14 protein-coding genes are annotated in these 14,641 nt (G+C 67.4%); 9 read left to right on the forward strand and 5 right to left on the reverse strand.

Annotated elements, in window-relative coordinates; genetic code table 11:
• Positions 1–2: 2 nt before the first annotated feature.
• The 5 genes from accC to J8I35_RS13190 form a co-directional block, all read right to left on the reverse strand.
• Positions 3–1,370 carry an acetyl-CoA carboxylase biotin carboxylase subunit gene (gene accC / locus J8I35_RS13170; protein ID WP_050013869.1) on the reverse strand — a complete coding sequence of 456 codons (1,368 nt, stop codon included), beginning with the start codon at positions 1,368–1,370 and terminating at the stop codon, positions 3–5.
• A gap of 87 nt (positions 1,371–1,457) precedes the next feature.
• Positions 1,458–1,928, reverse strand: coding sequence for an acetyl-CoA carboxylase biotin carboxyl carrier protein (gene accB / locus J8I35_RS13175; RefSeq protein WP_050013868.1), 471 nt, complete (start codon positions 1,926–1,928; stop codon positions 1,458–1,460).
• Positions 1,929–1,994: 66 nt separating this feature from the next.
• Positions 1,995–2,447 (reverse strand): type II 3-dehydroquinate dehydratase, encoded by a 453-nt coding sequence (aroQ, locus tag J8I35_RS13180; RefSeq protein ID WP_027783493.1) that lies wholly within the window; start codon positions 2,445–2,447, stop codon positions 1,995–1,997.
• Between the two features lie 194 nt (positions 2,448–2,641).
• Positions 2,642–3,196 (reverse strand): TlpA disulfide reductase family protein, encoded by a 555-nt coding sequence (locus J8I35_RS13185; RefSeq protein WP_176015579.1) that lies wholly within the window; start codon positions 3,194–3,196, stop codon positions 2,642–2,644.
• A gap of 7 nt (positions 3,197–3,203) precedes the next feature.
• Positions 3,204–3,848, reverse strand: coding sequence for a UDP-N-acetylmuramate--alanine ligase (locus J8I35_RS13190; RefSeq protein WP_124556634.1), 645 nt, complete (start codon positions 3,846–3,848; stop codon positions 3,204–3,206).
• Positions 3,849–4,094: 246 nt separating this feature from the next.
• On the opposite strand from J8I35_RS13190, the gene mpl reads away from it, so the two are divergent.
• From mpl to J8I35_RS13235, 9 genes are all read left to right on the forward strand, one after another.
• Positions 4,095–5,480: a UDP-N-acetylmuramate:L-alanyl-gamma-D-glutamyl-meso-diaminopimelate ligase gene (gene mpl, locus J8I35_RS13195; protein ID WP_209925726.1), complete on the forward strand. Its 1,386-nt coding sequence runs from the start codon at positions 4,095–4,097 to the stop codon at positions 5,478–5,480.
• Positions 5,477–6,046, forward strand: a complete 570-nt coding sequence (locus J8I35_RS13200) for a YqiA/YcfP family alpha/beta fold hydrolase (RefSeq protein WP_050013864.1) — start codon at positions 5,477–5,479, stop codon at positions 6,044–6,046. The genes mpl and J8I35_RS13200 overlap by 4 nt, the downstream gene beginning before the upstream one ends.
• Positions 6,047–6,126: 80 nt before the next feature.
• Complete coding sequence (locus J8I35_RS13205) at positions 6,127–8,217, forward strand: RNB domain-containing ribonuclease (protein WP_050013863.1); 2,091 nt, start codon at positions 6,127–6,129, stop codon at positions 8,215–8,217.
• Complete coding sequence (gene aroE / locus J8I35_RS13210) at positions 8,214–9,080, forward strand: shikimate dehydrogenase (RefSeq protein ID WP_209925728.1); 867 nt, start codon at positions 8,214–8,216, stop codon at positions 9,078–9,080. Before J8I35_RS13205 ends, aroE begins: the two co-directional genes overlap by 4 nt.
• Positions 9,081–9,094: 14 nt before the next feature.
• Positions 9,095–9,832, forward strand: coding sequence for a monofunctional biosynthetic peptidoglycan transglycosylase (gene mtgA / locus J8I35_RS13215; protein WP_050013861.1), 738 nt, complete (start codon positions 9,095–9,097; stop codon positions 9,830–9,832).
• A gap of 423 nt (positions 9,833–10,255) precedes the next feature.
• The gene (locus J8I35_RS13220; protein WP_209925730.1) at positions 10,256–11,866 is read left to right on the forward strand and encodes a peptidase S10; all 1,611 of its coding nucleotides are present in this window, start codon (positions 10,256–10,258) and stop codon (positions 11,864–11,866) included.
• Between the two features lie 80 nt (positions 11,867–11,946).
• A complete protein-coding gene (locus J8I35_RS13225) occupies positions 11,947–12,348 on the forward strand; it encodes an EF-hand domain-containing protein (protein WP_050013859.1) in 402 nt (133 codons plus the stop codon).
• Positions 12,349–12,698: 350 nt separating this feature from the next.
• Positions 12,699–13,598, forward strand: a complete 900-nt coding sequence (locus J8I35_RS13230) for an IclR family transcriptional regulator (protein ID WP_050013858.1) — start codon at positions 12,699–12,701, stop codon at positions 13,596–13,598.
• On the forward strand, positions 13,595–14,620 hold the full coding sequence (locus J8I35_RS13235; RefSeq protein ID WP_050013857.1) for a 2-dehydro-3-deoxygalactonokinase: 1,026 nt from the start codon (positions 13,595–13,597) through the stop codon (positions 14,618–14,620). The genes J8I35_RS13230 and J8I35_RS13235 overlap by 4 nt, the downstream gene beginning before the upstream one ends.
• The last annotated feature ends 21 nt before the right edge of the window (positions 14,621–14,641 follow it).

Consider the following 14,641-nt stretch of genomic DNA (forward strand, 5'->3'; position numbering starts at 1 on the left):
GCTTACGCTTCTTCCGGTGCGACCTGCTGCTTCTGTGCGAGCCGGTTTTCGAGGTAATGGATGCTGGTGCCGCCTTCGACGAACTTCGCGTCGATCATCAGCTCGCGGTGCAGCGGGATGTTGGTCTGGATGCCTTCGACGACCATTTCCGACAGCGCGATGCGCATCCGGCGGATCGCCTGCTCGCGTGTCGCGCCGTAGGTGATCAGCTTGCCGATCATCGAATCATAGTTCGGCGGCACGAAATAGCCATTGTAGGCGTGCGAATCGACGCGCACGCCGGGGCCGCCCGGCGTATGCCACGACGTGATCCGGCCCGGCGAAGGCGTGAACTTGAACGGATCTTCGGCGTTGATCCGGCATTCGATCGCATGTCCGCGGAACTGGATGTCGCGCTGGCGCAGCGTGAGCTTCTCGCCGGCCGCGATGCGGATCTGTTCCTGCACGATGTCGACGCCGGTGATCAGTTCCGATACCGGGTGCTCGACCTGCACGCGCGTGTTCATCTCGATGAAGTAGAACTCGCCGTTTTCGTACAGGAATTCGAACGTGCCCGCGCCGAGGTAGCCCATCTTCTTGCATGCGTCCGCGCAGCGATCGCCGATGCGGTCGATCAGGCGGCGCGGAATGCCGGGCGCAGGCGCTTCCTCGATCACCTTCTGGTGGCGGCGCTGCATCGAGCAGTCGCGCTCGCCGAGCCAGATCGCGTTCTTGTGCGCGTCCGACAGCACCTGGATCTCGATATGGCGCGGGTTCTCGAGAAACTTCTCCATGTACACCTGCGGGTTGCCGAACGCACGGCCGGCTTCCTCGCGGGTCATGTTGACCGCGTTGACGAGCGCGGCTTCGGTGTGCACGACGCGCATCCCGCGCCCGCCGCCGCCACCCGCCGCCTTGATGATGACCGGATAGCCGATCGCGCGCGCAATTTTGACGATCTCCTTGGGATCGTCCGGCAACGCGCCTTCCGAGCCCGGCACGCACGGCACGCCGGTCTTGATCATCGTCTGCTTCGCGGTGACCTTGTCGCCCATCATGCGGATCGTTTCCGGGCGCGGGCCGATGAACGTGAAGCCCGACTGCTCGACGCGCTCCGCGAAATCGGCGTTCTCGGACAGGAAGCCGTAGCCGGGGTGGATCGCCTCGGCGTCGGTGACTTCCGCGGCGCTGATCAGCGCCGGCATGTTCAGGTAGCTCAGGTTCGACGGGGCCGGGCCGATACAGACGGCTTCGTCGGCGAGGCGCACGTACTTGGCTTCCTTGTCGGCTTCCGAGTACACGACCACCGTCTTGACGCCGAGTTCGCGGCACGCGCGCTGGATGCGCAGCGCGATTTCACCGCGGTTGGCAATGAGGATTTTTTCAAACATAGCGAGTATTCGTCTCTTCGAGGGGCGCGCGAACGGCGCCTGGCGAGCATCTCGGCGGCGCGCGGCCGGCAGGGCCGCGCGGCGGGCTTAGCCGATCACGAAAAGCGGCTGGCCGTATTCGACGGCCTGGCCGTTCTCGACGAGGATTTCCTTGATCACGCCGGCCTTGTCCGACTCGATCTCGTTGAGCAGCTTCATCGCTTCGATGATGCAGATCGTCTGGCCTTCCTTGACCGTGTCGCCGGCCTGCACGAACGGGTCGGCGCCCGGCGACGGCGCGCGATAGAACGTGCCGACCATCGGCGACGTCACGACGTGGCCCTGCGGGACGGCCGGTGCGGCGGCTGCGCCGGCGGCCGGCGCCGCGCCGTCGGTCGGCAGCGCGGCCGACGGAGCTGGCGCGCTGACTTGCGGGGCATACCCAGCCGTCGGCTGCACGTAGACCGGCGGCGCGTTCTTGACGATGCGCACCTTGCCTTCGCCTTCCGTCACTTCCAGCTCGGAGATGCCGGATTCGGAAACGAGGTCGATCAGAGTTTTCAGCTTACGAAGATCCATCGGGAATTCCCCTTTCAATACGTGAAAGCGCCGGTGAGGGGCCGGCGCTGAATCTAGATCGCGAAATCAGCCGCGCGACGCGCCTTGCAGCTTGTCCAGCGCGTACTCGAGCGCGTACAGATAACCTTTCCAGCCGAGCCCGCAGATCACGCCTTCGGCCTGGTCGGAAAAGTAGGAGTGGTGCCTGAACGCTTCGCGGCGATGCACGTTCGACAAGTGAACCTCGACGAACGGGATGCCGACACCGGCGATCGCGTCCCGGATCGCAACGCTCGTGTGCGTATACGCGGCCGGATTGATCAGGATGAAATCGGTCTGTTCCTCCCGCGCGGCCTGGATGCGGTCGACCAGCGCGCCTTCATGGTTGCTCTGGAACGACGACAGTTCGGCGCCGGCTTCCCGGGCGCGCGCGGCAAGCGCCTGATCGATCTGCGCGAGCGTGACGCGGCCGTACACCTCCGGTTCCCGGGTGCCGAGAAGGTTCAGGTTGGGGCCGTGCAACACCAGCAATCGTGTCATGGTCGCTTCTATTTCTGCGGAATTGCGCGAACTTTAGCGCTATTTAGAGAAATTTGTCTAGTTTTGCCGAACGGCCAGGCGCGCCGGACCTGCAAGAATTACCGGCGCGGGCGCAAAGTGTCCGCGAATTCACGCGAAATTGCCGCGATCGACCTGCAAATCGCCGCCAACGTGCGGGCTGCCGTTCGGACCGATTACAGTGCGTCGAGCGTCTTTTTCAGCTCGGCCGGTTGGATTTGTCCCAATTTTGTCTCGCGAATCTTGCCGGTTTCGTCGATGACGACGGTAAACGGCAGCGCGCCGGCGGTATTTCCGAAATTTCGGGCCAGATCGGCGCCTGCGTAGCCGCTGACGAAGACTGGATAGTCGACCTTCACCTTCTGCAGGAAGTTCTTCACGTTCTGCCCGGAATCGACGCCGATTCCGACGAAACGGATGCCTTTCTGCTTGTACTGATGTGACAGCGCGACGAGCTCGGGCATTTCCTCGACGCATGGGCCGCACCACGACGCCCAGAAGTTGACCACAACCTTCTGGCCCTTGAAGGAAGCGAGCGACGCCGGCTTGCCGTCGACGCCGGTCAGCGACGACGCCCACAGCTGGTCGACCGGATTGCCGTGGGCGGCCGGCGCGGCGACGGCGACACCGTCGTCGGCGCTGCCGCCGCGGAACCAGTGGCCGGCGGCGAAACCGCCGGCAACGGCGGCGGCCGCGACCACCGCGAGCGCCAACATGCGTTTCATCATCATCGTTGAATCATTCCGGTTCGGAAGGAGCCTGGCCTGCATCGACGAGCGCGCGCAGCGCCGCGGCGTCCGCGCGGGCGACGCGGCCGCGCGCGTCGGCCTTCACCGCGCCGCGCAGGTCGTCGCTCGCATACAGCGCAAGATGGATGCCGATCGCATCCACGTCGCGCCGCGGGCGCCACAGGAAACTGAGCGTCTCGACGTCGCCGCGGCCCGCGAAATGCCGCGTCTCGGACACGTCGTACTGGACGTTCTGGTTCAGCAGGTAGATCGCGACGTCCTTCGGGTTGTCGGTGAAGGCCTGCAAATGGATATCCGAATGCGCGTTCGCAGTGCCGTTCAGCACGGCGCCCGTCACATAAGGATGGAACTCGGCGAGCCGGCCCATCCAGTCGAGCGCGATTTCACGCAGGCGGCGCAGTTCGTCCGGCTGCGTGTCGCTCTGGAACAGCGCGAGGTACTCGCGCAGTTCTTCCTCGATCTGGTCGTTATCCGGCAGCCATTCGCCGGCAACGCGCGAATCGCCCAGTAACTGGCGCGCGGCCTTGCGCTTCGCGCCGGCATAGTCCTGGCCGTCCTCCGCGATCAGGCGGGCGGCGGACTGGGCGATTTCCTCGCGGACGCGCCGCGGGTCGACAAGAGGTTTGCGAGACATGATCCGGCAATCATACTCGATCGCCACGGCGCCCGAGCGCGGGTGCGGCGGCCCGCCGTCCGAGGGTGCCGGCGCCGCTCGCGCGCATCGTTCGGGCCGCCGGGCATCGCAGGCCGTCAGTTACAATACTGCTCTTTGTGTCGCGGCCAGGTCGTTGGCCGGGCGCCGGCCGCACGGCCTCGCCGGCGCGCCGCACACGCATCCTTTCCGAATCGACGGCGCCCGGCGGCGCGAAAGCATTCCTCTATGCACATCCACATTCTTGGCATCTGCGGCACCTTCATGGGCGGTCTCGCCGTACTCGCACGCGAGGCGGGCCACACGGTGACGGGTTGCGACGCGGGCGTCTATCCGCCGATGAGCACGCAGCTCGAGGCGCAGGGCATCACGCTGATCGAGGGCTACGGCGCCGAGCAGATCGACCTGAAACCGGACCTGTTCGTGATCGGCAACGTCGTCACGCGCGGCAATCCGCTGATGGAGGCAATCCTCGATCGCGGCCTGCCTTACGTGTCGGGTCCGCAGTGGCTCGGCGAGCACGTGCTCGCCGGCAAGTGGGTGCTCGCGGTCGCGGGCACGCACGGCAAGACGACCACGTCGTCGATGCTCGCATGGCTGCTGGAAGATGCCGGCCTGAACCCGGGCTTCCTGATCGGCGGCGTGCCGCTGAACTTCGGCGTGTCCGCGCGGCTCACCGATTCGAGCTTCTTCGTGATCGAAGCCGACGAGTACGACACGGCATTCTTCGACAAGCGCTCGAAGTTCGTGCACTACCGGCCGCGCACCGCGGTACTGAACAACCTCGAATTCGATCACGCCGACATCTTCCCCGATCTCGCCGCGATCGAGACGCAATTCCACCATCTCGTGCGCACCGTGCCGGGCGTCGGGCGGATCCTCACGAACGGCCGCTCGGATGCGCTCGAGCGCGTGCTCGCGCGCGGCTGCTGGAGCGAGGTCGAGCGTTTCGGCGTCGACGGCGGCTGGCAGGCGCTGCCGGCCGAGGACGGCGTGCCGGTCGACGAACGCTTCGCGGTGTATCGCCAAGCCGAGCGCGTCGGCGAAGTCGCGTGGCAGGTGCAAGGCGACCACAACCGGATGAACGCGCTCGCGGCGATCGCCGCCGCGCGCCACGTCGGCGTGCCGCCGGCGCAGGCTGCGGTTTCCCTCGCGTCGTTCCGCAACGTGAAGCGCCGCATGGAAGTGCGCGGCAGCGTGGACGGCGTGACCGTCTACGACGATTTCGCGCACCATCCGACCGCGATCGACACCACGATCGCCGGTCTTCGTGCGCGCATCGGCCGCCAGAATGCCCGCATCCTCGCCGTGCTCGAGCCGCGCTCGAACACGATGAAGCTCGGCGTGATGAAGTCGCAACTGCCGGCGAGCCTGGCCGATGCCGATCTCGTGTTCGGCTACGGCGCGCCGACCGGGCGCGATGCGCTCGGCTGGAATCTCGCCGAGGCGCTCGCGCCGCTCGGCGAGCGCGCGCGCGCATTCGACGATCTGCATCTGCTGGTGAAGGCGGTGGTCGAGGCCGCGCGTCCGGGCGACCACGTGCTCGTGATGAGCAACGGCGGCTTCGGCGGCGTGCACCAGAAGCTGCTCGACGCGCTCGGGAGCCGCCCGTGATCCTGTATCTGCACGGCTTCCGGTCGTCGCCGGAATCGCAGAAGTCGCGGCTGCTCGCCGCGCGGATGGCCGAACTCGGCCGCGCCGACGAGTGGCGGTGCCCGTCGCTGTCGGTGTCGCCGCTGGAGGCGATCGCGGTGGCGGAAGCCGAGGTCGCGGGCGCGCGCGACGTGACCGTGATCGGCAGCTCGCTCGGCGGGTATTACGCGACGTGGCTCGCCGAAAAGCATGGCTGGAAAGCCGTGCTGCTGAATCCGGCGATCGTGCCGCAGCGGGATCTGGAACAACATCTGGGCGAGCAGCCGCTGTGGCACGGCGGCGGCACGATCGTCGTCGAGCGCCGCCACCTGCACGAACTCGACGCGCTGCGCGTGCCGGCGATCACGCGCGCCGACCGCTACTATCTGTTCGCGGCGACCGGCGACGAAGTGCTCGATTACCGCGAGATGCTCGCCCATTACCCGGGCGCGAAAACCCGCGTGATCGACGGCAGCGACCACGGAATTAGCGAATTTGCCGACTATGTCGACGACGTTCTCGCGTTTTGCGACGGAAAGACGTCATAAACCGGCCACGTGCCAATCGAATTCCCATCATCATGCGGCGCCGCCGACGCGGCGCCCGGCAGTCTGAACGAGAGTACTGAGTGAACGTTTTCTTCGAGGAATCGGGCAGTTTCAAGGCGGGCAGCGTGCTGTCGCGTCAGGGCGACGCATTTCAGGTCGAGTTGCCCGGCGGGCGGCGCGCGAAGGTGCGCGCGAAAGACGTGCTGATCGAATTCGACAAGCCGGCTGCAGGCGAACTGATGCAGGAGGCCGACACGGCCGCGCAGCAGATCGATCTGGACTTCCTGTGGGAATGCGCGCCGGCCGACGAGTTCGCGTATACGGCGCTCGCCGCCGAATACTTCGGCGCGACGTACGGCCCGGTCGAGCGCGCGGCGCTGGTGCTGCGGCTGCACGGCTCGCCCGTCTATTTCCGCCGCAAGGGGCGCGGCCAGTACCAGCGCGCGCCGGAAGAGCAGCTCAAGATGGCGCTCGCGTCGCTCGAGCGCAAGCGCCAGCAGGCGCTCGTGCAGGCGCAGTATGAAGAAGAGCTGAAGGCGGGCAAGCTGCCGGAAGCGTTCGCGGGCAAGGTGCTCGGGCTGCTGACGCGGCCGGACAAGAATTCGATCGAATACAAGGCGATGGAAGCGGCGGCCGGCGCGCGCGGCGTGTCGCCGGCGCGGCTGATGCTCGACTGCGGCGGCATCGAGTCGCCGCGTGCGCTGCACGAAGCGCGCTTCCTCGCGGAATTTTTCCCGCACGGCACCGGCTTTCCGCCCGTCACGGTCGGCCCGCTGCCGGACGACCTGCCGCGCGCGAACGTCGAGGCGTTCTCGATCGACGACATCACGACGACCGAAATCGACGACGCGTTCTCGGTCGAGCACCTGGCCGACGGCCGGGTGCGGATCGGCGTGCACATTGCGGCGCCGGCGCTCGGCATCGTGCGCGGCGATCCGGTCGACGCGATCGCGCGCGCGCGCCTGTCGACCGTCTACATGCCGGGCGACAAGATCACGATGCTGCCGGACGACGTCGTCGACGTGTTCACGCTGAAAGAGGGCGATTACCGGCCGGCGCTGTCGCTGTACATCATCGTGAACCGCGACACGCAGGACATCGTCGCGAACGAGACCCGCGCCGAGCTCGTGTTCGTGAAGAACAACCTGCGCCACAACACGCTCGACGAGCTCGTCAACGAAGAGACGCTCGCGGCGGGCACCGGCGACTACCCGCACAAGGACGACATCGCCGTGCTGTGGCCGCTCGCGCAGGCGCTGTTCGAGAAGCGCCAGGTCGCGCGCGCGGGCTACGGCCTGAAGCGCGAAGTGCAGCGCAACACCGACTACAACTTCTACGTCGAAGGCGAGCACGTGACGATCACGCCGCGCCGCCGCGGCTCGCCGCTCGACCTGATCGTGTCGGAGCTCGCGATCCTCGCGAACTCGACCTGGGGCGCGTTCCTGCACGATCACACGGTGCCCGGCATCTACCGGTCCCAGCGCGGCTTCGGCGCGCCGGGCCCGAAGCGCACGCGGATGCAGACGACGGCCGCGCCGCACGAAGGCCTCGGCGTCGCGCAGTACGCGTGGAGCACGTCGCCGCTGCGCCGCTACGTCGACCTCGTGAACCAGTGGCAACTGCTCGCGTGCGTGCAGCACGGCGTCACCGCGAAGCTCGCCGCGCCGTTCAAGCCGAAGGACGCCGATCTCTACGCGGTCGTGCAGGGCTTCGACGATACGTACACGGCCTACGCCGACTACCAGCGCCGGATGGAGTACTTCTGGTGCCTGCGCTGGCTCAAGCAGGAGCAGAAGAAGCAGGTCGTCGCGAGCGTCGTCAAGGGCGATCTCGTGCGCCTCGAGGAAATCCCGCTGCTGCTGCACGTGCCGGGACTCGGCGTGCATGCGCGCGGCACGCGCGTGCTGCTCGACGTGATGTCGCTCGACGAACTGACGATCGAGGCGTCGGTGCGTCTGCTGAACGTGCTCGACGCGCCGACCGTGACGAGCGGCGATACGGCCGAGGCCGACGAAGAGGATGATGCCGAAGGCGGCGACGACACGCTGGTCGACGCGGAAGACGCGTCGGCGCAAACCGAGGCCGAAGCGCTGGCCGAATCGGGCGACGCGGCGGCACAGGGCGGCGAAGCCGCGAGCGGCAACGACGGCGAAGAGGGACGCGCATCATGAACGCAGTTGCGTCGACGAGCGGAACGGACCGCTATGTCGTGTTCGGCAACCCGGTGGCGCACAGCAAGTCGCCGTTCATCCACGCGCAGTTCGCCGCCCAGACCGGCGAGCCGATCGAGTACGCGCACCGGCTCGCGCCGGTCGACGGATTCGAGGCCGCCGTGCGCGCGTTCGTCGCCGAAGGCGGTCGCGGCGCGAACGTGACGGTGCCGTTCAAGCTCGACGCGCATGCGCTCGCCGACACGCTGTCGCCGCGCGCGGCGGTGGCAGGCGCGGTGAACACGCTGCGCATCGACGCCGACGGCCGCCTTTACGGCGACAACACCGACGGCGTGGGCCTCGTGCGCGACATCGAAGCGAATCTCGGCGTGTCGCTCGCGGGTGCGCGCATCCTGCTGCTCGGCGCGGGCGGCGCCGCGCGCGGCGTCGTGCTGCCGCTGCTCGACCGCGCGCCGCTGTCGATCGGAATCGTCAATCGCACCGCGAGCAAGGCCGAGGCGCTCGTCGGCCAGTTCATGCAGGCCGCGCACGATGCCGGCTGCACGCTCGTGGGCGGTGGCCCCGGCGTCGTGCGGGCCGAGCCGTACGACGTGGTGATCAATGCGACGGCCGGCAGCCTCGATGCCGCGCTGCCGGAATGCGACGCGGCCGCGTTCGGCGCCGGCACGCTCGCGTACGACATGATGTACGGCGCGCAGCCGACTGTGTTCATGCAGCACGCGGCGTCGCTCGGCGCGCGCACGGCCGACGGGCTCGGGATGCTGGTCGAGCAGGCGGCCGAATCGTTCTTCATCTGGCGCGGCGTGCGGCCGGACGGCGCACCGGTGCTGGCCGCGCTGCGCCAGGCGCTCGCGGCGAGCTGAACGGAGCGCGGCACGTGGCGGCGGTGAGCGGCACGCAGCGCACGCGGACGGTGAGCATCGCGCGCTGGATCGTCTATGCGGGATCGGTGTTCGCGCTCGCGTGGCTCGCGACGCAGCTGTTCTATCTCGCGCAGATCGCGCTGTGGTCGTTCGTGAATCCCGGCTCGACCGCGTTCATGCGCACCGACGCGTGGTGGCTGTCGCGCGACACGCCGCCCGCGCAGATCCGGCACCAGTGGGTGCCGTACGACCAGATCTCGCGCAACCTGAAGCGTGCGCTGATCGCGTCCGAAGATTCGACCTTCGCGACCAACAACGGCTACGACGTCGACGCGATCCTGCAGGCGTGGGAGAAGAACAAGGCGCGCGGCAGGATCGTCGCGGGCGGCTCGACGATCACGCAGCAGCTCGCACGCAACCTGTTCCTGTCGCGCGAGAAAAGCTACATCCGCAAGGGGCAGGAGCTGATCATCACGTGGATGCTCGAAACGGTGCTCGACAAGGAGCGCATTTTCGAGATCTACCTGAATTCGGTCGAATGGGGGCGCGGCGTGTACGGCGCGGAAGCGGCCGCCCATTATTACTACAAGATTCCCGCGAGCCGGCTCGGCGCGTGGCAGTCGGCGCGTCTCGCGGTGATGCTGCCGAAGCCGCGCTGGTTCGATGCGCATCGCGGCTCGGCCTACCAGGCGCAGCGTGCGGCGATCATCGCACGCCGGATGGGCGCGGCCGAGCTGCCGCAATCCGAGTAAGCGGCGCGCCCGCGTCGCTGCGTTGTCCGTTCTGCCGTTCGCGCAGGATTGCTGCGTTGCAGCGCATTCGTGTCATCACCCTTTCGGGCCGCATCCTTTAGACGAATCCGTCTATTTCGCTTTGCTGAGCAATATCGGCGACTGCATGTTTTTGTTGAGCGTCATCGCACGAAACGGGTGCTTTTTTAGTCGTTACCAGTAAACGCGAAAGTCGATGAAAGCGACGTGAAATGCAACGTTTCGCGAATCGAAGCATTCCTGAAAGGTGTGCGCTGCACTGCTTGCGCGCCGAATATTTCCAAATTTTTCAAAGCCGGCGGGCTCGCGTATATTGGCCGGCGCCTCGGCTCATCGGCCGCAATCGAGGCGGGGGGCGGCTTATCCGGCTGCTCGACAAAAAAACATGCGAGAAGGGACGCAACGATGCCAGCGAGCAAAGCGAAGCTGTTGTTGGGAGTGGTGTGTTCTTCGCTGATACTGACGGCCTGCAATGACGACGTGACGTCGTCGTCTGCAGCGAGCGCCGCCAATTCAGCCGACCCTGCCGGTCAGGTCGACCGCGCGTACAACGATCCAAACAGTTATTCGTCGAGCGCCAACGCGTCGCTCGATGCATCCGCCGCGGTCGAAAAGGCCGCCGTCACGCACCATCAGATCACGCTGAACGGCAAGACGATCCGGTACACGGCCACGGCCGGCCACCTCGTCGCACGCAATCCGCAGACGGGCGCGCCCGAAGCCTCGTTCTTCTACGTCGCGTACACGGCCGACAACCAGCCCGCGGCGAAACGGCCCGTCACGTTCCTGTACAACGGCGGCCCCGGCTCGGCGTCGGTGTGGCTGCACCTCGGCTCGTTCGGCCCGCGCCGGATCCAGACCGGCGACCCGAACGCGAACGCGTCGACGTTCCCGTTCGTCGACAACCAGGAAACCCTGCTCGACACGACCGACCTCGTGTTCGTCGATGCGATCGGCACCGGCTTCTCGGAAGCGGTCGCGCCGAACACGAACCAGACGTTCTGGGGCGTCGACCAGGACGCCGGCGCGTTCCGCGATTTCGTGACGCGCTACCTGAGCGTGAACCAGCGCAACGATTCGCCGAAATACCTGTTCGGCGAATCGTACGGGACGCCGCGCACCGACGTGCTCGCGAACCTGCTCGAGACGGCCGGCGTGAAGCTCGACGGCATCGTGCTGCAGTCGTCGATCCTGAACTACAACACGAACTGCGACATGGCGAGCGACTATGTCGGCAACTCGAACAACGGCGCGAGCCCGGTGAGTTGCGCGGGCTTCGTGCCGTCGTATGGCACGGTCGGCGCGTATTACCAGCTCGACAACCCGAACCCGTCGAACCTGCCCCAGTATGCGGACCAGATGCGGCTGCTGACGGCCGGCAGCTACGCGCCCGCCGTGAACGCGTACCTCGCGAGCCATACGCCGCCGCCGCCGAATCTCGTCACGACGATGGCGAATTCGACCGGCGTGAAGCAGGCGTTGTGGAATGCGGACTTCAACGTGGTCCCGACCTTCTTCGACAACAGCTTCCAGCTGTCGCTGGTGCCGGGCACGCTGATCGGCCGCTACGACGCACGCGTGAACGTGCCCGTGTCGAGCCCGCTCGCGGCCGACGGCGATCCGTCCAGCTCGTTCATCACGAAGCCGTTCACCGACACGATCGGCAGCTACCTGCCGAACGAGCTGAAGTACACCGCGCAGTCGGCCTACTCGGTGAGCAGCAATGCGATCAACACGTGGGACTGGACGCACGACGGCCTCGCGATGCCCGACACGATCCCCGATCTGGCCGCGGCGCTGATGCTGAACCCGGCGCTGAAGGTGCTGTCGCTGAACGGCTATCACGACATCGCGACGCCGTTCTACCAGACCGAGCTCGACCTCGCGCGGCTCGGCACGCAACCGAACCTGACGATCAAGGACTATCAGGGCGGGCACATGGTCTATCTCGACGATACGTCGCGTCCGCAGGAGAAAGCCGACCTCGTGACCTTCTACAACGCGGCCGCGCACTGATTGCGCCACGCCGGCGACGGGCGCCCTCGGCAGCGCCGCTCGCCGGCAGTCGACGACCTCATTCCAGACTGGAGCCTGACATGAAGAATCGTTTCATCGTCGTTGCCGCGGCGCTCGCATGCGTCGGCGCCGCCGCATCCGTTTCCGCGTTCGCGCAGGCGAGCGACGCCGCTGCCGCACCGGCGCGTGCGCGCCAGGCGCAGCTCGGCGATCCGTACGTGCCGCCGGCCGCGCGCCACGCGACCGCCGGCACGCAGACCACCGGCGCCGCGCTGCATGCGCAGGTGGTGCGCAAGCTCGCGCGGCAGTTCAGCGCGGCCGACACGCAGAACACGGGTTCGATCACCGAGTCGCAGGCGCGCGCGGCCGGCCTCGGCTATGTCGCGAACCACTTCCGGCAGATCGACGCGGGCGGCAGCGGCCGCGTGTCGTTCGCCGACGTCCAGCGCTACATGCAGGCGCGCAGCACGAGCCAGCAGTAAGCGCGGTACGGCATGGACAAACGGGGGCGGAACCTGCGACACGGCAGGTCCCGTCCCCGTATGCATGGCGCGGCCGGCACATCGAGCCCGCCGCCGATTTCGCCTGAATTCTCATTATCTGGACAACGCATTCAAATATTGGAGACGAGTGCGTGCGCTCCTACAATCCGAAGCACATCGACAGCTTCGGACCCACGCATCGCGCGGCGCCCGTCGCACACGGAGACACCTTCCATGAAGTTCGCCGGGCGCCTTACTCGGTGCATCGACCGCCGCCACGCCGCCGCACCGGACGCAGTTCCGGCGCCGCGCGAGCGGCTTCACCGATTCCGTTGAAGACGCCACGTTCCATGACCAAGATGCCAGACTCTCTTGCCCTCGACGCCCGGCGTGCGATGCCGGCCGAACCGTCGCTGACCGACAGCATCGGCGCGACCAGCACGCCGCTCGACCTCGCCGCGCAGCAGGCCGGCACGCAGACGCTGCTGCGCGGCCTCGCGATCCTCGAGGCGATCGCGAACGGTGCGCGCGACATGCGCGCGATCGGCGCCGCGCTCGGCACGACGCGCAGCACGACGCACCGTCTCGTCAGCAGCCTCGTGCAGGCGCGCTATCTGCGCCAGGTGCAGGGCGGCTACCTGCTCGGCCCGAAGCTGATCGAGCTCGGCACGATCGCGCTCGAGCAGATGCCGCTGACCGCGGTGGCGCGCCCGCATCTGGAAGCACTCGCGGAAGCGACGCTCGACACGATCCATCTCGGCGTGCGCGACGGCGACGACGTGCTGTACATCGACAAGATTCCCGGCACGCGCGGCCTTGAGATGCGCTCGCGCGTCGGCCACCGGATGCCGCTTGCGTCGACCGGCATCGGCAAGGCGATGATGCTCGACCTCGATCCGGATCTGTGGCGCTCGCTGTTCGAAGCCGCGCGGCGCGCGCTGGCCGGCGTCAACTTCAAGCCCGACAACCGGCCCGAGACGAGCGCGTTCCTGCAGCGCATGGCCCATTACGCGGCCGGCGGCTATACGTTCGATCTCGAGGAAAACGAGGCGTCGATCCGCTGCGTGGCCGCGCCGATCCGCGACGCATCGGGTGCGATCGTCGCGGCGGTGTCGGTCGCGAGCACGATTCCGTACATGCCGCACGACCGCATGGACGAACTGATTCCGCTCGTGCAGCGCGAAGCGCGAGCCATTTCCGCGGAGCTGGGCTGGAGCCCGCCGCAGGGTACCCGCAGGATCAAACGATGACGACTTCGACCCGGCCCGTTCCGGATGCCAGTTCCGCCTCCCCGTCGCTGATCGCGCTCGACTGGGGCACCACGTCGCTGCGCGCGTATCTGTACGACGCGCACGGCGTGCCGATCGACACGCGCAGCCGGGCGGCCGGCGTGATGCACGTGCCGGGCGGCGGCGCGCGTGCGTTCGACGCGGTGTTCGAGGAAGCGTGCGGCGACTGGCTCGACCGTACGCCCGGCCTGCCGGTGCTCGCCGCCGGGATGGTCGGCAGCGCGCAGGGCTGGCGCGAAGCGCCGTACGTCGCGGTGCCGGCCGGCGCCGACGCGCTCGTCGCAGGTCTCATCACCGTGACGACGGCGCGCGGCACGACGGTTTCGATCGTGCCGGGCGTGATCGCGACGGGCGAATTGCCCGACGTGATGCGCGGCGAAGAAACGCAGATCGTCGGCGCGCTTGCGAGCGATCCCACGCTTGGCGCTGATCGTTCAGGGGTACTGATCGGCCTGCCGGGCACGCATGCGAAATGGGCGTGGGTGAAGGACGGCCTGATCGAACGCTTCCAGACCTTCATGACCGGCGAGCTGTTCGCGGTATTGCGCGACCACACGATCCTCGGCCGCACGATGCGCGCGGGCGAATCACCCGATCGCGCGGCGTTCTTGCGCGGCGTGGCAGTCGCCCGCGGCGCGCAGCGCACGGGCCTGCTCGCGACGATTTTCAGCACGCGCACGCTGGGGCTGACCGACCGGCTCGCCCCCGATGCGCAGGGCGACTACCTGTCCGGCTTGCTGATCGGCCATGAGCTGAACGCGCTCGACGCGATGCTCGCGGAGCGCGGCATCGCGCTCGCGGACCAGCCGCTGCTGCTGATCGGCGACGACGCTTTGTGTTCGCGCTACGTCGATGCGCTCCGGGTATTCGGCCATATGCATGCGCGTGTCGCCCCGCATGCGACCGAGCGCGGCCTGTGGCGGATCGCGTCGCGCGCCGGGCTCGTGCGCGCGGACGGCGAGCCCGTCTGTGCTGACCAGTGAACTGCTTGAAGAGGAATTGCC

This window comes from Burkholderia sp. CpTa8-5 (genome assembly GCF_017815045.1).
GTDB classification, from domain to species: Bacteria; Pseudomonadota; Gammaproteobacteria; order Burkholderiales; family Burkholderiaceae; genus Burkholderia; species Burkholderia sola.